General features: G+C 60.7%; 15 protein-coding genes and 1 tRNA gene. 8 read left to right on the forward strand and 8 right to left on the reverse strand.

Translation table 11 applies throughout. The features are described from left to right. The first annotated feature begins 114 nt into the window (after positions 1-114). Positions 115-1791, forward strand: coding sequence for a thiamine pyrophosphate-binding protein (locus tag ACSC1P_RS15010; RefSeq protein WP_435361006.1), 1677 nt, complete (start codon positions 115-117; stop codon positions 1789-1791). A 16-nt stretch (positions 1792-1807) separates the two neighbouring features. On the opposite strand, the gene ACSC1P_RS15015 is transcribed toward ACSC1P_RS15010, so the two are convergent. Together ACSC1P_RS15015 and ACSC1P_RS15020 are read right to left on the reverse strand one after the other, a co-directional pair. Next, positions 1808-2971 carry a 3-hydroxyacyl-CoA dehydrogenase gene (locus ACSC1P_RS15015; RefSeq protein ID WP_435361007.1) on the reverse strand — a complete coding sequence of 388 codons (1164 nt, stop codon included), beginning with the start codon at positions 2969-2971 and terminating at the stop codon, positions 1808-1810. A gap of 23 nt (positions 2972-2994) precedes the next feature. Next, positions 2995-4455 carry an APC family permease gene (locus ACSC1P_RS15020; protein ID WP_435361008.1) on the reverse strand — a complete coding sequence of 487 codons (1461 nt, stop codon included), beginning with the start codon at positions 4453-4455 and terminating at the stop codon, positions 2995-2997. A 203-nt stretch (positions 4456-4658) separates the two neighbouring features. On the opposite strand from ACSC1P_RS15020, the gene ACSC1P_RS15025 reads away from it, so the two are divergent. The 5 genes from ACSC1P_RS15025 to ACSC1P_RS15045 all read left to right on the forward strand — a co-directional run bounded on the left by ACSC1P_RS15025 (position 4659) and on the right by ACSC1P_RS15045 (position 10017). Continuing rightward, positions 4659-5069, forward strand: a complete 411-nt coding sequence (locus ACSC1P_RS15025; RefSeq protein ID WP_435361009.1) for a ribbon-helix-helix domain-containing protein — start codon at positions 4659-4661, stop codon at positions 5067-5069. A 111-nt stretch (positions 5070-5180) separates the two neighbouring features. Continuing rightward, positions 5181-5759 carry a 2Fe-2S iron-sulfur cluster-binding protein gene (locus ACSC1P_RS15030; protein WP_435361010.1) on the forward strand — a complete coding sequence of 193 codons (579 nt, stop codon included), beginning with the start codon at positions 5181-5183 and terminating at the stop codon, positions 5757-5759. 218 nt (positions 5760-5977) lie between these two features. Then, positions 5978-7393: an MATE family efflux transporter gene (locus ACSC1P_RS15035; protein WP_435361514.1), complete on the forward strand. Its 1416-nt coding sequence runs from the start codon at positions 5978-5980 to the stop codon at positions 7391-7393. A gap of 73 nt (positions 7394-7466) precedes the next feature. Continuing rightward, a tRNA-Arg gene (locus ACSC1P_RS15040) sits at positions 7467-7539 on the forward strand. Between the two features lie 108 nt (positions 7540-7647). After that, a complete protein-coding gene (locus ACSC1P_RS15045; RefSeq protein WP_435361011.1) occupies positions 7648-10017 on the forward strand; it encodes a hypothetical protein in 2370 nt (789 codons plus the stop codon). 33 nt (positions 10018-10050) lie between these two features. Here ACSC1P_RS15045 and ppk2 read toward each other — a convergent pair whose 3' ends face one another. Next, a complete protein-coding gene (gene ppk2, locus ACSC1P_RS15050) occupies positions 10051-10893 on the reverse strand; it encodes a polyphosphate kinase 2 (protein WP_435361012.1) in 843 nt (280 codons plus the stop codon). A gap of 136 nt (positions 10894-11029) precedes the next feature. On the opposite strand from ppk2, the gene ACSC1P_RS15055 reads away from it, so the two are divergent. Then, the gene (locus tag ACSC1P_RS15055) at positions 11030-12043 is read left to right on the forward strand and encodes an alcohol dehydrogenase catalytic domain-containing protein (protein ID WP_435361013.1); all 1014 of its coding nucleotides are present in this window, start codon (positions 11030-11032) and stop codon (positions 12041-12043) included. A gap of 56 nt (positions 12044-12099) precedes the next feature. On the opposite strand, the gene ACSC1P_RS15060 is transcribed toward ACSC1P_RS15055, so the two are convergent. The 5 genes from ACSC1P_RS15060 to ACSC1P_RS15080 form a co-directional block, all read right to left on the reverse strand. Further along, on the reverse strand, positions 12100-12309 hold the full coding sequence (locus tag ACSC1P_RS15060; RefSeq protein WP_435361014.1) for a DUF1328 domain-containing protein: 210 nt from the start codon (positions 12307-12309) through the stop codon (positions 12100-12102). Positions 12310-12315: 6 nt separating this feature from the next. After that, positions 12316-12561 (reverse strand): DUF8593 domain-containing protein, encoded by a 246-nt coding sequence (locus ACSC1P_RS15065; RefSeq protein WP_435361015.1) that lies wholly within the window; start codon positions 12559-12561, stop codon positions 12316-12318. Between the two features lie 321 nt (positions 12562-12882). Further along, entirely contained in the window at positions 12883-13878 is a 996-nt protein-coding gene (locus tag ACSC1P_RS15070; RefSeq protein ID WP_435361016.1) for an ornithine cyclodeaminase family protein, read from the reverse strand. A 117-nt stretch (positions 13879-13995) separates the two neighbouring features. After that, entirely contained in the window at positions 13996-14829 is an 834-nt protein-coding gene (locus ACSC1P_RS15075) for an FkbM family methyltransferase (RefSeq protein WP_435361017.1), read from the reverse strand. 119 nt (positions 14830-14948) lie between these two features. Next, entirely contained in the window at positions 14949-15776 is an 828-nt protein-coding gene (locus ACSC1P_RS15080; protein ID WP_435361018.1) for a YihY/virulence factor BrkB family protein, read from the reverse strand. Positions 15777-16210: 434 nt separating this feature from the next. Between ACSC1P_RS15080 and ACSC1P_RS15085 the strand changes: the two genes are divergently transcribed. After that, positions 16211-16864 (forward strand): helix-turn-helix domain-containing protein, encoded by a 654-nt coding sequence (locus ACSC1P_RS15085; RefSeq protein ID WP_435361019.1) that lies wholly within the window; start codon positions 16211-16213, stop codon positions 16862-16864. The last annotated feature ends 104 nt before the right edge of the window (positions 16865-16968 follow it).

Consider the following 16968-nt stretch of genomic DNA (forward strand, 5'->3'; position numbering starts at 1 on the left):
GAGGAGTAGCGAGGAGCGATTTCACTCGACGACGACCATCAGCGGAGATACACTTTTCACCGGCCCCTGCGCGTCGTGTTGTATGTCAGCAGCTACCGAAACCGGTGAGCGACGATGACCGCGGCGGAGGACCTCGTCGGAACGCTCGAAGCCAGCGGTGTCTCCGTCGTCTTCGGGTTTCCCTGTGAACAGATGGAGCCGTACTACGCGGCGCTCGCCGACTCCGAAATCAGACACATCCACCCGCGTAGCGAGGCCAGCGCGGCGATGATGGCCGACGCCTACGCTCGCGTGACAGGCACGCTCGGCGTCTGCGACGGCGTCGGTGGCCCCGGCGCGGCGTACACTGGCGTCGGTCTGACCGAGGCCGAGGGTGCATCAAGTCCGGTCCTCGCGCTTACCGGCGACAACGACCGGGCGTTCCGGGGCCGCGAGGCGATTCAGGACGCGGACAACGAAGCGATTCTCGACGCGTACGTCTCGGCGAGTTACGACCCGGAGACACCGGGCAGGGTGGTCGAGGCGGTTCGGAACGCGGCCCGTGAAGCCGTCAGCGGCGTCCCGAGTCCGACACACGTGAACCTGCCCGAGGACGTGCTCGTCGGCGAAACGGACACGGGAACGGGAACGGACACTGGCACGAGCGGTGGCAACTCGCTCTCACTGGAGTTCGCCACTGGCCGACCCGCACCGGCAGACGACGACGTGGCCGCACTCGCCGACGTGCTGACAGACGCCGAGCGGCCGGTCGTCGTCGCGGGCGAAGGCGCGCTCCGGGCCGGTGCTGCCGACGCAGTGAGCGCGCTCGCTGCCGAGACGAACACGCCGGTCGTCACCTCGATGAACGGGAAAGGCGTCGTCGCCGAGGACGAACCGTATGCGGGCGGCGTCGTCGGCCGCTGGGGCTACTGCGAGGTGGCGAACGATCTCGTGACCGAGGCCGACGCGATTCTGGGACTGGGCTGTCGATTCGGCGAACTGTCGACCGTCGGTTGGTCGCTCATTCCCGAGGACGCCACGCTGGCCCACGTCGACCTCGACCCGCACTGGCTCGGGCGAAACTACCAGACCGACGTGGCCGTGCAGGCCGACCTTCGGGCGACCGTCGAGGCGCTACGCGAGGTAGTCGTCCCGGTCGACTTCGGTGACCGCGCTGATCGCATCGAGCAGGTCGCCGCCGACCGCGAGTCGTGGCGAGCGGACTTCGCCGGGCGACTGGAGAGCGACCAGACGCCCATCGACCCGGCCCGAATCGTCGCCGAGATACAGGGCGCGCTCCCCGACGACGGCCTGCTCGTCTCGGCGACCTCCTTCCCCGGCTTCTTCACCGGGGCCTTCTACGAGGTCCGCGAACCGGGCATCGGCTACATCCAGGCGCGGGGCAGCGACGGCATCAACTGCGCGCTCCCGCAGGCCATCGGTGCGAAGGCGGCCGACCCGGACCGACCGGTCGTCGCGGTGTCTGGCGACGGCGGCATCGGCTATCACATCTCGGACCTCGAAACCGCGGTCCGCGAGGACCTGCCGGTCGTGGTAATCGTCTGGAACAACCAGTCGCTCGCCTCCTCGAAGGCCAGCCAGATGCTGAACTGGGGCGTCGACATCTCGACCGACTTCGAAGCCGGTACCGACTACGCCGCCGTCGCTCGCGGGTTCGGCTGTGCGGGAAGCGTCGTCGAGGACCCGGCCGACATCGGTCCGGAACTCGCCGACGCGCTCGACCGTGACCGACCGACGCTGCTCGACGTGCGGGTCAATCCGGGCGCGGTGCCGCCGGTGCTGACCGACTGAGGAAGAAGGAAATTTTTCAGAGCGAGTCGGCTGGCTCGTACACGCCGGCTCCCGTCGCTTCGTACCGGCGTTCGAGCACGTCGCGCAGCACGTCTCCGCCGACCATCGACTCGATGTCGAACGGGCCGATTGCGCCGCCACTGCCGCGTTTCAGAATCTCGTTCAGTGTCTCCTCGTCGGCGACGCCGTCTTCGACCATTCGGTGGGCTTCGTTCACCAGTGCAGCGACGATTGGCTGGATATCGTGTGGCTCCTCGACATCTGGCAAGACCGCCTCGCCGTCGTCCCAGACGAAGAAGCCCTCGCCGTCTTTCGCGCCGGCGCGGCCATCGGCGACCATGGCTTCCATGCGCTCTCGGACCGACTCCGGCGGGGCGAATCGCCCGTCGTACTCTGCGGCGAGGTTGTCGACCGTGGCGAGGTGGATGTCGATGCCGATGAGGTCGACGAACGCGAGCGGGCCGCGCGGGAAGCCCATGTTTCGCGAGCCGACTTCGATGGCCGCCGCATCCGCGTCCAGCAGTTCCCACGTTCCGGCGCACTTGATTGACGCAGAGAGTCGACTGAGGCCGTTTGCGCGGCGTTCCGTGCCGAGTCTGAACGGTTCTTTGCCTATCCCGTGTGCGACCGTCTCGGCGAGGTCGAGGGCGTCGTCGCTGGCGCGCTCGCCGTTAATCTCGACGATGTCTCTGGGAATGGCGGGGTTGGCGAAGTGAAAGAGGACGATTCGCTCGGGGTGGTCGGCCGCGGCCGCCACGTCGCTCGCGGTCAGCGACGAGGTGTTGGTTCCGACGACGGCGTCTGGTGCGAGGACGGTTTCGAGGCCGTCGAGCAGGCCGTGTTTCGCGTCGAGGTTCTCGCTGATAGCTTCGACGACGAACTCGCAGTCGGCGAGGGCGTCGAGGTCGGTCGCGTAGTGGACACGATTGGTGACGTTTGCAGCGTCGTCTCCTTCGGCCTGTCCAGCGTCTGCCAGCCCCGCGTCGGCGAGCGCCACCCCAACCTCGCCGTCGTGGTACCGCTCTGCCGCCGCGAGTGCGTCCTCGTCCACGTCCACGAGGACGACTTCGGCACCGCCGTTCGCCAGCAGGGCGGCGATGTCGCGGCCCATCACGCCCGCGCCGACCACGCCGGTTCGGTAGTCGGTGAGCGCCCCGCGACTCGTGCTATCGTTCGACATGTCCGGGGCGACGAGTCGAGGGGTTAAAACTCCTCGTCGAAGCCGTCGAGGAGGGCGATTCCGCGGCTGTCGAGGTACTGTCGTCGGGCGAGGTAGTATACGCCACCGCCGCCGACTGTCAGACCCGCCCACGCCGCAAACAGTAGTGGACTCTGACTGGCGAGCAACACGAGTAGGACCGCGTTCGCGCAGACGGCCGTCACCGCGAGTCCGACCGTCAGAGTGGCTGGAACCGGAATCGGCGTCGCAGCGTATCGCTCGGGGGAGCGCCGAACGAAGCGGACCGCGGCGACCATCATCGGGACGATGAGGACGATGCCGCCGAAGCCGAGCAGTGAGCCGAGGTCCGCGACCGGGAGCGGACTGAGCAGTGAGGCGAGCGAGAGCGCGAACACGAGCGTGAGCCCCCAGTGCGGCGTGCCGAACCGGTCGTTCGTCTCGGCCAGGGCCGCGGGGAAGAAGCCGTCGTCGGCGAGGACGACCATGTACTTCGGTGCGATGATGAACACGGCGTTGATGCTGGTCGCGATGGCGAACAGCGCGCCGCCCACGACGAAGAACGTCGCCAGTGCTGGCGGGAGCGCGGCCTCGGCCGGGACCGAAAGCGTCGCGCCGGCCATCGAAGATGGGCCGGTCGCGCCGACTGACCCGACCGCGACGAGCGCCGTCCCGACGTAGAGGACGAACACGAGCGGGATGCTCACCGCGAGCGACTTCGGGATGGTGACCGTCGCGGCTTGTACGTCCTCGCCGAGGTCGACAATGAAGTTCGCGCCGAGACAGACGAAGTAGAGGACGCCCGCGCCGGTCAGTAGGCCGGTGACGCCGTTCGAGAGGAATGGCTGGAAATTTGCGGTGTCGACTGCTGGTGCGCCGACTACGACGAACACGACGAGGCTCACCACCAGCGTGACGAACAGGAGCAACTGGACGCTCGCGGCCACGTCGATGCCCGCGAGGTTGACGAGGTAGAAGGCAGTCAGGACGACGACGCCGACGAAGACCGGGTCGACCGGGACGAGCGAATCGACGTAGCGACCGAAGCTGAGCGCGTACACCGGCAGGCCGCCGCCGAACATACTGATGGAGAGACCCCACGCCGTGAGGAAGGCGATCCGCGGCGACCAGAGCCGACTCGGGTACCAGTAGTTCCCACCCGTGACCGGCCGGGCCGCCGCGAGTGCCGCCGTCGGCACCAGGCTCATCGCGACGACGGTGAACGTGAACACGTACGAGAGCGGGACCGCGGTGCCGGCCAGCGTCGTCGCGACGCCCGTCAGCGAGAACAGTCCGGCACCGACGATGAGACCGACCTCGATGGCGACCGCCTGTAGTAAGCCGACGCTGTCGCCGGAGCCGGCACTGTCGCTGGGTCCGGAGCTATCGGCGGTCCCACCGTCGCCGGCCGTCATCGGCCGATTCCGGGTCGTCGAGAGACTGTCCCCCGGCTGGCGCTGTCTCCGACGACCGATTCGAACGACCACCGACCCACCACGCCTTGCATGTCCCTCTCTAACAAAGGGCCGACACTAATACTCTCCCCCCGGACCGACTTCGCAGGGGCGGAACAAGGCCACCCACCCGCAGTGGGTCGATAGTCGAGATAGTCGAGACGGTGGGGGTCAACCGGTCGACACTGTCCTCTGAGCCCGATAATTTATGTACCGCCTCGGAGACATCAGATGGTATGGTAAAGAGTACGGTCCGATTCTCGGAATCGACCGTCGAGGAGATAGAGTCGCTCGTCGAGGAGGGAGTCTTCGAGAGCAAGTCCGAGTTCTACCGATTCGCCTCCGAGTACATCCTCGAACAGCTCTCTGACGGCTACGAACCGTCGACCGTCGACTTTCAGGACATCAAAGCCGACGTCTTCCCGAACGAACAACTCATCGAACCTGCGGAAGGGCCGCAGTCCGGACTCCCGTTCTTCGAGTCCGTCGCTACCGTCCGCCGGTTCGTCCTTCGTGGCAAAGTGCAGGATGCAGAGGACTTCATCGACCACCACTACACCACGAGTTCCCGCGACGCACTCCTCCTCGAAGAACTGCTCGAGTGTTACCGTAAGCAGTACAGTGCGAGTCGGCCCAGCACCGAGTGAGCAGTCGCGTCGGTTCGACCGTCTTCTTCGGTTTCTCTCCGCAAAGTCGACCCCCGGCGGCCGACGAGCAATCACAACAGAATTAAACCCGCCCTCCAAATCTGCTCACACATGGTTAACGAACTGGGACTGGCTCTCGGGCTTTCCCTGACGGTCCTCGCCGTCATCATGCACTTCTTGCGAGGGACCGCCTGGACCCCGACCGAGGACATCTCACAGGACGTCCTCGAAAAGCGTGCGAAATCCGTCCCCGAGACTGATTTCCCCGAGCCGATGAACCGCGCCATCGGTAGCGGCGGCGGTGCTGGTGCCGTCGCGGCCGGTGACGCAGGTGGCGAACTGGAAGAGGGCGAGGAAGACGAAGACTCGTTCAGCCCGGCCGATATCCCGGACGACGAGGTCGAGTACTTCGACGTCGAGTACACGAAAGAAGGCGCGACCATCGAGGTCGCCAACAACGAGACGCTGCTCGAAGCCGGTGAGGACGAGGGCTGGGACCTGCCGTACGCGTGCCGACAGGGACAGTGTGTCTCTTGTGCGGGTCACGTGCAGGGCGGTGACTCCCGCGACTTCGTCAACCACGACAATCAGGAGATGCTCGACGACCCCGAACTCGAAGAGGGGTACGTGCTGACTTGTGTGGCCTACCCGAAGGCCGACCTCACGCTGGAGACGAACGAGACGCCGTAGTCTCGTCCGGCAACTCTCTCCCATCTCTTCCTTTCACGACCGTCATTCCCCCTGAGCGACAGCGCCGCCTGAACCACGGTTCGACGAGCTCGTCCGTGTCGCTCACCGGTCGAACTGACCGAATCGATTCGCCAGATTGATGCGAGACTATTTCGTTTCGAAATACAGTGAGCAACACCCCTACAGATAGTATCACCGAGGGTGGGCTGGCGCGTCCGATGTTCCGACTCGCGTGGCCTATCGTCGCCCTGCAACTCCTCCAGGTCACGTACAACATCGCGGACACGTTCTGGCTCGGTCAGTACGACACCGACGCACTGGCCGCCATCAGCCTCGGCTTTCCGCTCATCTTCCTCCTCATCTCTCTAGCGGGCGGGTTCACCGCCGCGGGCAGCATCCTCGTCGCCCAGTACACCGGCGCGAAGAGTGATGGCTCGGCCGGGAAAGTCGCCGGGCAGACGCTCTCGTTCGTCTCCGTCCTCGCCGTCGGCCTCGGCTTGCTTGGCTACTTCCTCACCGAAGACATGCTCGCCCTCTTACCGAGTCAGGGCGAGACGCAAGAGGCCGTCATTCCCCTCGCCGCCGACTACATGGAGGTGTTCTTCCTCGGCATCATCTTCATGTTCGGTTTCTTCGTCTTCTCGGCGCTCATGCGCGGCTACGGCGACACGAAGACCCCGATGCGGGTCATGCTCGCCAGCGTCGCCCTCAACGTCGTCATCGACCCGCTGTTCATCTTCGGCGTGCCGGGCTACATCCCCGAGATGGGCATCACTGGTGCAGCACTGGCGACGGTCGCCTCCCGTGCCCTCGGGACCGTCCTCGGGCTCTACATCCTGTTCATGACCGACGCCGGGCCCGACGTGGGACTGCACCACCTCAAACCCGACTTCGGCGTCATCAAAGACATCGTCAACATCGGCGTCCCGAGCGCGCTCGAACAGTCCGCCAGCGCGTTCGCCATGGTCACCCTGACCGCGATGATCGTCCAGTTCGCCCCGCCGGTCGTCGCCGCCTACGGCCTCGGCAACCGCATCGCCTCGCTCATCTTCCTCCCCGCGATGGGCCTCGGCAGAGCGACCAACACGATGGTCGGCCAGAACCTCGGTGCGGGCAACTCAGACCGGGCAGAACGCGCGGTCTGGCTCGCCGCGAAGGTCAGCGCCGGGACCTTACTCGTCGTCGCCGTCCTCGTCTATCTGTTCCCGAACGTCCTCGTCGACGCGTTCGTCAACAACGACATCGAGAACGCCGCGGCCACCATCAGCTTCAGCTCCGAGTACATCCAGATTCGGACCGTCGAGTTCGCCTTCATCGGCGTCCTCCAGGTCATCCTCGGCGCGTACCGCGGTGCCGGGAACACCCGAACCGCGCTGGCGTTCTCGCTCGTCACACTCTGGATCGGCCGCGTCGCGACCGTCTCCTACCTCGCGTTCGACCCCGTACCAGTCCTCGGGATTGCTGGCCTCGGCCTCGGCCCGACCGGTTTCTGGTACGGGATGGCCATGGGCAACGTCGTCGGCGCAATCGCCGCTGGCCTGTGGTTCACGAGAGGGACGTGGAAAGAGACGGTCATCGAGGAGTCTCCCGGGCCGTCGCCGTCGGTGGCTGACGGTGGCCGAGACGACGAGTAAGGGGGTCAGCGTCACGTCTCGTCATTGTCTGCTTCACAACGGTTATGACGGCTGGTTCACTACACGTGATTGAGGGCCCGTAGCTCAGTGGACAGAGTGCTTGGTTCCGGACCAAGATGTCGCGGGTTCAAATCCCGTCGGGTCCGTTCTTTCACGAACTAGCTTGTTCCCTGATTCATTCGATATGCAAAAACTATTTTGTATATACAGTTTCTCATAGCTGGTACTTGGATTCATCATCTGGAGCAACCAACATGACAGAGGAACACAAAACTAGTTTAGAAAATAACAGCGATTTGTGGGGCCAACTGCTCGGTAGGAAGTATGACCGGGTTCCAGAAGGTGACCGAACCTTAGAAAACTTAATTAGGAGATTCTCAAGTGACAAGAAAGATTTAGTCAGGTTCCATCACAATTCAGTTTCGGATTTAATAAAGGAGGTTGAGAACCACTCTATGGAAGAGGCAGAGTCCATACTATTCTACCTTTATGCTGAGCATGAGTGGAGAAGAAAAAGTACCGGGGCAAGATTTGTTCTAGAAAATAGTCTAAGTGGGGAACTTGACCGCTTAGAGCAAGAAGATGGATATATTGTTCGGAGACTGGAAGACGGTTTTTCGTTAGTATGGGCTCCTGAAGAGCATCGCAGATCCTTACAAAAATCAGATGTAATTCAGAGTGAAGTACAGACAGAAGCCAAACCGGTCTATATTCGTTCTTTTGAGACAGAAGAGTACGTTGAGGTGCGTGGTCCAGTAAAATTGCTAGATAGATTCTCAGAAGAGTTCACTGATTCAGAGGAGGTGAATGAGGTCAAGCCAGAGCCTACAGATGAACCTATACTTGAAAATCTGTCATCAGCATTCGATTCCGAGTTGTCGACACTGACACTCATTGAAGCAAAGTTTAACTCTACGAATTTACCAGATGGATCCGCTCTTGCCATATCAAATCCCAAGGGAGTTCATGAGGATATTAATAATTCATCAATCCGTGGCGAGATAATCGAGAAAGATAACCTAGCAAACTTAGATTATATTAAATACGAGCATGAGAAGTCGGGAGTTAAAGTAAAAATAGCCATTGAACGGGTCGATGACGGCTTTTATTTCGATATTGACGATAGTAGTCTCCCTGAGAACGAAAAGAAGAACGTGAGGCAGATTTTGGAAAGTAAAGTTGGAATTTCGTTTGATAGCTTATATCCGTACGACGTTCAGCATCATAAAGAATACATTATAAACCAGATACTCACCTGTAACGAAGATATATACAGAAAATATTATGATTCTCTGGATGTAGGCTCCCAAGAATTCATAGACAAGTTCGTAGATGCAACAGGTCAAGACGAACGAGTTTGCTATAAATGTAATCGAACCGTTCAAATATTCACAGACGTTGACAATTGTCCAGAATGTGGAACTTATCTAATGAGAGGGCAACCCAGTTTGTCCATAGAGATCAATGAACAAAGGATTCATGAGGAAATCGCATCAGTATTTAATGACTTTTCTACTGATGTTCGAGGGGGCGACGGTTCCCGATTACTACAGCTAGACTTTAAAACAGAAGAAATAGACCAGAATAGCTATTTCAAATCCTCATTCCAGCTTGTTGAAACTGCTGGGACAGCGATGGACGGACATTGGTACGAATATTTTGTATACTGCTTGGGGAACGGGGATATTCCCCGCAGAATAGGACAGTACCTTCTCGAAAGTGTTCTAATCACATATGGGACATCCGAAATACGGGGGAGAGAGAACTTCGGGACAATCAACCTATACAATTTCATTGAGGGTGAAAATCCAGAGGCTCAATTTGTAAACGCGGTCAGACAGAGTCAATCCAATCTGAGAAACCGGGTTAGGCAACAAGCGAATAAAGCACAAGAGAGGCTACAGGAACTTCAGCAAAAGGTCGAAGACGGGACTATAGAAGAAGCGTCCTCTGACGAGCGTACTGAATTAAAATTGGAGTACAATTACAATGACTTTGAACGAGACGTGTTCTATTTACTCAAGTCGATGTTTCTCTTCACAGAGCGGTGGGGAAGAGAAGGTAAAAAAGAGACAGATGGGTGTCTGATTGTTCCAGACGGAGATAATGATTATTTAGTTGCTAGCTACGACCCCAAGTTGACTTACGACACTAATGGCTACAACCTTGATGCTAGCGAGAAAAACAAAGTTGCATACTATATTTTATCTGAGAACAACGACGATTATATCTCAGAGGTGCTTAAGGATGGGGGCACGATCGACGGTCATATATTCATCTCTGATATCTTCAGAGAAGGACAATTCCAGCATGTCGCCGAAACAGTAAATGAGTGGTTCAGTCTCACACAAAATTCGGAGAATATTGATGTGCCTGTGATTTTTCTCTCTATAGAAAGCCTTCTAAGCTTATACCAAATTTTTGACTCAAACTACCACTTCATTAGAGAATACCTGAAAGTACAAAGCGCCTTCAGAACAGAATTCCAAGACCAACTGCGTACCTCCGAAGACTATTGCGTCATTGATGAGGACTCAGTTGAGAAAATTGAAGAAAAAGTACTGGAGGCCCGCAACTTGGTTCCGAAGAAGAAAGCGACAAAGGGTCATTTAGATTCCGATTGAACTTCCTTAAGAGATGTTTTGATCGATAATTCATCACTCAAAGTACCCACCCGGATTCTCACCGAACCTCGCTTCAACCCATTCCTGCGAGTCGATAGGCGGTCGCTCGTACTCGCCACGCTCCTCACGCGGCGGTAGCTCGATAGGCTCCGGCGTCAGGTCCTCGTACTCGAACTGCGCCAGCAGATGGCTGATGCAGTTGAGGCGGGCGTGTCGTTTCACGTCGGCGTGGACGACGAACCAGGGTGCTTCGGGGATGTCCGTGTGTTCGAACATCACGTCTTTCGCTTTCGAGAACTCCTCCCACCGCGTTCTCGCTTCGAGGTCCATCGGGCTGAGTTTCCAGCGACGTTTCGGGTCCTGATTTCGCTTCTGGAAGCGTCGTTCCTGTTCGTCGTCGCTGATGGAGAACCAGTACTTGATGAGGACGATACCATCGCGGACGAGCATGCGCTCGAACCGGGGGCACTCGTCGAGGAATCGTTCGTACTCGTCGTCGCTGCAGAAGCCCATCACACGCTCGACGCCGGCGCGGTTGTACCAACTGCGGTCGAACAAGACGATTTCGCCCGCGCTCGGCAGGTGTTCGACGTAGCGCTGGAAGTACCACTGGCCCTGCTCGCGCTCGGTCGGTTTCCCGAGGGCGACGACGCGGGCGACACGCGGGTTCAGTCGCCGCGTGATGCGTTTGATGACGCCGCCTTTGCCGGCGGCGTCGCGGCCCTCGAACACGACGACGACGCGCAGGCCTTCGGACTGCACCCAGTGCTGGAGGGTGACGAGTTCTTCTTGCAGGCGGGAGAGTTCGCGCTTGTAGTGTTCTTTCTTGAGGACGCCATCCTCGTCGTACTGGTCGGGTGACGGAGTCGAAGACATCCGAGAGGGTACGTGTTGTACGGAGAAAATATTGCAGTGTCGCGAGAGAACACGCGGCCGCACACCTCCCAACACACGTCGCCGGAGGTGGCGATACCGCGTCAGTTCTAACCGTTTTCCACCCGAACCACGACGCATGCGTGCCGCAGCCTTCACCGAACTCGTCGGCCCCGACGGCGTCGAGACTATCGAGCAACCGGACCCCGACCCCGGCCACGGCGAGGCCGTCGTCTCGGTCGAAGCCTGTTCCATCAACCGTCACGACCTCTGGATTCTCGAAGGAGACTCGGCGATGGTCGCCGCGGACGACATTCCGTTCGTCAGCGGTCTCGACGTGGCGGGTGTCGTCGAGTCGGTCGGCGACGGCGTCTCGGGTGTCGAACCCGGCCAGCGCGTGCTCCTCTGTCCGAACGAGACGTGTGGGACCTGTCGCGTCTGCCGAGAGGGCCCGGAGAACCTGTGCGAGAACTTCTCGCTGTATCACGGCGGGCTGGCCGACACCGCACTGGTGCAAGCCGACCGCCTGCTGCCGATTCCCGACTCGGTGTCCGCGACCACGGCCGCGTGTCTCCCGACGGCCTATCTGACCGCGTTCCACATGCTCCGGAAGGCTGACGTCGGCCCGGGTGACCTCGTCTTCGTTCCAGGTGCGACCGGTGGCGTCGGCGTCGCGTGCGTCCAGTTGGCGTCGATTCTCGGCGCGACGAGCATCGGCACGTCGTCTTCGGCGGCCAAACTCGACCACCTCGAATCGCTCGGCCTCGACCACGCTATCGAGGGGACCGACCCCGAAACCCTGCGGACCGAAGTCGACGGCATCGGCACGGCCGACGCGGTGATGAACCACCTCGGCGGCGAGTACACGAAACTCGGACTGGACGTGCTCCGCCGTGGTGGCCGGATGGTCATTTGTGGCCGCACGGCTGGCGGGCGCTCCGAAATCGACGTTCCCGACCTCTTCCTCGGCCACAAGGAAGTCGTCGGGAGTACGATGGGGACGCAGCCGGAACTGGCCCGCTTGGTCGACCTCGTCGCCGACGGAGACCTCCAACCCGAGGTCGACGAGACGTTCTCGCTCGCGGAGACGGGCGAGGCGTTCGCGACGATGCAGCGACGTGACTCACTCGGGAAGCTCGTCGTGACGCCTTGAAGCGCGGTAGTAGTCGAAGAAGGAGGTCGCGACCGGTGGGCCACACCGGCCGTCGGTCACAACACCAGCGCGATGATGGCCAACACCAGGAAGACGATGATGAGTATCTTCGCGATGCTCATCGATAGCCCGGCGATGCCTCTCGCACCGACTGCGTACGCGACGATGGCCAAGATGAAGAATACGATCGCGTACGACAGGAAGTCACCGCTGAACTGGAGCGGTATCGCGGCCTGCACCACGTCGTGGACGCTCAGTGCCATCATCACACCTCAGAACTGTACCAGTCGTACTTCGTCGTCGGTCACCGTGGCTACGTCCGCCTTCTGGAGCGGATAGGTGTCCTCGTCGACGTCACCCCAGCCGAGTTTCGACTTGATGGTGTCGAAGACGCTCGGGTCGGGGTCGACGTAGGCTGTCCCGTGACGGACGTCGACGATACGGCCGACGGTCTCGCCCTCGGCGTTCACGACCCGCTTCCCCTCGTCTTTCTCGCTGAACGAAATCTGTTGTTTCATATGGATTTTGGAACCGATTGCGGCTGTGGAGTCCGCGAATCAAGTACCTCACAGTAGTCACGTCACCGGAGATTAAGACGTTCACCTTGAATAAAGTGAAAAAGAGCGGAACAGTTCTGGCACCCACTGCCTCTTGCCCGCTCGGTTCGTACGTGCGACAGAATGGGACTCCTCGACCGGTTCAAGAACTGGCGCTGTGCCCAGTGTGGGAAGACGTACTGGCGCGAGCCGCGACAGTGCAGAAAGTGTGGAAATACGGTGTACGACAGAATCGAGTGAGAGCGATTTGCTGGCGTTTGCTGGCGTGGACCGCGGTGCTTCTCAGTTCCCGACCGAGAGTAGCGACGGTGTCTGCGTCTCTTCTTCTTCGGCGCTCGCGGCTTCGTAGACGACGTGTGCGGCGGCCACGTCCTGAATGGCGAGACCAGTGGAGTCGAAGACGGTCACGCCGTCGTCCGAGGTCCGGCCGTTCGCCTCGCCCGTGACGATTTCGCCGATTTGTGCGTCGATGTCGTCGTCAGTCAGGTCGCCGTCGTGGAACGGGACGTTGATTTCGCCGGAGTGGGTGGTCTGGTCGTAGTCGTCGATGACGACTTTCGCGTTCTGCAAGACCTCGGTCGCGAGTTCCTGTTTGCCCTCCGCGTCTGCACCCATGGCGTTGACGTGCGTGTGTTCGCCGAGGTCGTCGGCGGAGACGACGGGTTCACGAACGGGCGTCACCGTCGAGAGCACGTCGCAGGACGCGGCTTCTGCGATGGAACCGCTGCGGATGTCGAACTCGTCTTCGAAGTGCGAGACGAAGGCGGCGACGCGCTCGTCGTCGAGGTCACTCACGACTACTTCCTCGATGTCGCGCACTTGGGCGATGGCTTCGAGCTGCGTGTAGGACTGGACACCAGCACCGATGATACCCATCGAGGAGGCGTCCTCGACGGCGAGGTAGTCGGTGGCGACGGCGGCGGCCGCACCGGTCCGGCGCATCGTGAGTTCGGTCCCGTCCATGATGGCCAGCGGGAAGCCGGTCTCGGGGTCGGAGTAGATCATCGTCCCCATCACGGTCGGCAGGTCGTGGTCTTCGGGGTTGTCCGGGTGGACGTTGACCCACTTGATGCCCGCAGCGTCCCAGTCACCCGCGTCCATGTAAGCCGGCATCGAGCGGAAGTCGCCGTTGTACTCGGGCAGTTCGATGTAGGACTTCGGCGGCATCTGCGCGTCGCCGGTCTGGTAGGCCGCGAACGCGTCTTCGATGGCGCTCACGAGTGTCGTCATCGGGGAGTAGTTCTCCACGTCGTCGCCGTCCAGCAGATGAGTTTGCATACGCTAGCTACCGATTCAGGGAGGTAATACGGGTCACCTCACATGTCGGGGGTGTCACGGGGTGGCGGGACGCACCCTCGTGGGTGCGGGAGCGCCATTCGGTTGCTGCCGAATCGACTACCGCCGAACCGCCTTCACGTGGCGGTCGTTCCCGCGGTCGGTGAGAATCTCCACGTCGAAGCCGAGGTCGTCGAGCATCGTCAGTACCTCGTCGGGGTCGGTGCCGTAGTCGACGGTCGACCGACGAGTCTCGGTCGGTTCGTGGACCTCACAGTAGACGAGTCGACACTCCTCGCGGGCGAGTGTCTCCCGGAGTCCCTCGATGACGAGCGGTTCGGCTCCCTCCACGTCTATCTTGACGACGGTCGGTGCCGCCACCTCGGTCTGGGCGACGAGGTCGTCGCCGACGACGGTCTCGACCGTGATACCGTCTTCACTGTTCGGGTCGAGCGAGGCCGTGCCGCTCCAGTCCGCCTGTTGCTTGAACGGGTTGTCGAGCGTTGCCTGTCCGGTTTCGTTCGAGAGCGCCACGTCGAACACCGTCACGTCGGCGTCGTTGCGACGGACGTTCTCGCGGAGGAGCTTCCGCATGGGCGGGAATGGCTCGAACGTGGCGACGGTGCCGTCAGTCGTGCGTTCTGCGGCGAGACAGGCGAACAGGCCCATGTGCCCGCCTACGTCGTAGTACACGTCCTCGGCCCGGAGTTCGGAGAGGAGGTCACCGAGCATCTCGGACTCCATCGACGGGAGATTTCGGACCATGCGGCTCTCGCCGACGGTACTCGTGGTGAAACTGGCGCTCACGTCACCGATAGTGACGGACCGCGCGCCGCGGGTCGACCAAAACTCGTCTTCGACGCGGTAGCGCGCAGCAGTGATACCCACCCGCGCGAGGTCGACGGGGCCGTGCCGACGATAGGCGTCGGTGACACGATGAAATCCGACTGACATACATAATCGTTCATCCGCAACCGACGCTAATCGAGGGGGTAGATATGTCGGGTTCCACTACGGTCGGGGCCCGCGGTCGGGCGCTGCCCGTTCAGTCGACCGATGGCATCCGAGCCGACTCAGTCGGCCGTCGTCGTCGCCCGTGCCGAACCGGGGGTCCTGCCAGCGTAACCGCCGTAGACGGCGTTGACCACGACGCCGACGAGCAACACGACGCCACAGAAGTACAGCCACGTGAGCAACAGCATGATACCGGTGACGAGGTCGGTCGGGCTGCCACCCATCGCGAGGACGACGTAGAGTTGGAACAAGCCCTGTAGCAGTGCCCAGCCGAACGCGGCGACGAAGACGCCGGGGAGGACTTCGCGCACCGACACGTCCGTGTTCGGGAAGACGTAGTACATGGGGAGGAAGGCGAGGACCAACCCAGCGCTGAGGACGAGTGGGACGGCCACACCGAGATACGGAATGCGTCCGGCGAACGTCCCGAACACACTCGTCCCGACGATTATCGCAGCGACCGAGAGGACGAGTGAGACGAGGACGATGAGTCCGTCGCGCACCTGCGAGGGCAGCGAGTTCTGCGTGTCAGTCTCGTAAATCTCTGAGAACGCAGTGTCGAGGCCGCGGAATATCTTGAGCGCCCCCCAGACGAGGAGGAGGAAGCCGAGGACGGACGACCCGGCCGCATCGCCCGACTGGCTCTCGAACATCTGTCTGAGGAAGTCTTCGAGGACCGGAGAGACGTTGGTGGTCGCGAGTTCGAGGACGTCTGCTTGCAGATTCGGCGCGAAGAACGCGATGCCCAGCATCACGAACAGGAGCAGCGGGACCATCGAGACGAACGCGCTGTACGCGATGCTCCCCGCGAGGAAGGTGACGTTCTTCGATTTGACCTCACCGGCGACGGTTCTGACGAACGTCGTGGCGGACGAGACGGACACCATTGACACAGAAATAGTGTTCCACTCACAAAAACGAGGAGTCTAATCTCGAAAGCGACTCTATTCAGCAACGATTAATTACAGATTTCCCGACACACTGTATCGCCGTCGCGTCTGGGGAACACGTCGATATACGTCCAGAGATGCTTGCACAGACAAGGTCGGTCGATTACCCCCATATGAAAGAAAAGAGAGGAATTCGTGACTATCGTGTACAATCGCTCTCTCTCCGTTTAATTCGGAACCGGAACAGACCAATCGAAAGTGTGAGCAGCCTGTTTAAGCGAATTGCCTGTATATCCATGCATCATTCATATGTGTATAACACGTTGAACCGGTAATAGCGAACGTCGTCACGCGAGTGGTGTCGTAACTTGTGAAACAGGCGACTCACCCACCACACTATGTCAACAACACGAGGAATATAATAGCACCATATGTTTGTTCGGATACATCTTGACTCCCACCTTCTACGGTCTTCGCTCTCGGCGGTCCCTGAGATGCAAGTCTCACTCGAACAGTTCGATACGACCGAATCGATTCCACTGCGTGCCGTATTTTGGGCCATCGGCGGAGAGTTCGAGGCGTTCGAGGCTGCACTCGAACAGGACGAGACAGTAGTCTCCAGTACAGTGCTCGCGACGGAGCGAAATCGCCGCCTCTACCGCATCAACTGCCCGGATTCGATTCCCGACGTGGACGCGTACACGAGCGTCGTCGAGAACGACGGCGTCCTGCTCGACGCGACCACGGCGGGCAGCGGTTGGACGGTCAAGATGCTGTTCCCGGACCGCGACGCCTTCGCCGCGTTCCGTGACACCTGTGCCACTGTCGGCCTGACACCGACCGTCGAGTCCATCCACAGCGGCAGTATCGAACGGAACGGCGCAGACGCAGACCTCACCGCCGCGCAAAAGGAGATTCTCACCCGTGCCGTCGAAGTCGGCTACTTCGAAATCCCGCGGCAGACGACGCTGCGCGGACTGGGTGAAGACGTGGGCGTTTCCGGGCAGGCCGCCTCAGAACGACTCCGTCGCGGTATGGAGACGCTGGTACGCGAGACGCTCACCGAAGACCTCCAGAACGAGTAACGATGGCGGGTTCGATAGCGACGTAGGGAACCGATAACGACGCCAACACGCATCTACTTCTCCCGGTTCGCTCGACCGTCAGCCGCTGCGACGACGGCTGAGAC

The organism is Haloarchaeobius caseinilyticus (assembly GCF_051207395.1).
Lineage (GTDB): Archaea > Halobacteriota > Halobacteria > Halobacteriales > Natrialbaceae > Haloarchaeobius.

Coding starts and splice junctions, on each gene's coding strand:
- ACSC1P_RS15010 (WP_435361006.1), top strand. CDS start 115: ATGACCGCGGCGGAGGACCTCGTCGGAACGCTCGAAGCCAGCGGTGTC.
- ACSC1P_RS15015 (WP_435361007.1), bottom strand. CDS start 2,971: ATGTCGAACGATAGCACGAGTCGCGGGGCGCTCACCGACTACCGAACC.
- ACSC1P_RS15025 (WP_435361009.1), top strand. CDS start 4,659: ATGGTAAAGAGTACGGTCCGATTCTCGGAATCGACCGTCGAGGAGATA.
- ACSC1P_RS15030 (WP_435361010.1), top strand. CDS start 5,181: ATGGTTAACGAACTGGGACTGGCTCTCGGGCTTTCCCTGACGGTCCTC.
- ACSC1P_RS15035 (WP_435361514.1), top strand. CDS start 5,978: ATGTTCCGACTCGCGTGGCCTATCGTCGCCCTGCAACTCCTCCAGGTC.
- ACSC1P_RS15045 (WP_435361011.1), top strand. CDS start 7,648: ATGACAGAGGAACACAAAACTAGTTTAGAAAATAACAGCGATTTGTGG.
- ppk2 (WP_435361012.1), bottom strand. CDS start 10,893: ATGTCTTCGACTCCGTCACCCGACCAGTACGACGAGGATGGCGTCCTC.
- ACSC1P_RS15055 (WP_435361013.1), top strand. CDS start 11,030: ATGCGTGCCGCAGCCTTCACCGAACTCGTCGGCCCCGACGGCGTCGAG.
- ACSC1P_RS15060 (WP_435361014.1), bottom strand. CDS start 12,309: ATGATGGCACTGAGCGTCCACGACGTGGTGCAGGCCGCGATACCGCTC.
- ACSC1P_RS15065 (WP_435361015.1), bottom strand. CDS start 12,561: ATGAAACAACAGATTTCGTTCAGCGAGAAAGACGAGGGGAAGCGGGTC.
- ACSC1P_RS15070 (WP_435361016.1), bottom strand. CDS start 13,878: ATGCAAACTCATCTGCTGGACGGCGACGACGTGGAGAACTACTCCCCG.
- ACSC1P_RS15075 (WP_435361017.1), bottom strand. CDS start 14,829: ATGTCAGTCGGATTTCATCGTGTCACCGACGCCTATCGTCGGCACGGC.
- ACSC1P_RS15080 (WP_435361018.1), bottom strand. CDS start 15,776: ATGGTGTCCGTCTCGTCCGCCACGACGTTCGTCAGAACCGTCGCCGGT.
- ACSC1P_RS15085 (WP_435361019.1), top strand. CDS start 16,211: ATGTTTGTTCGGATACATCTTGACTCCCACCTTCTACGGTCTTCGCTC.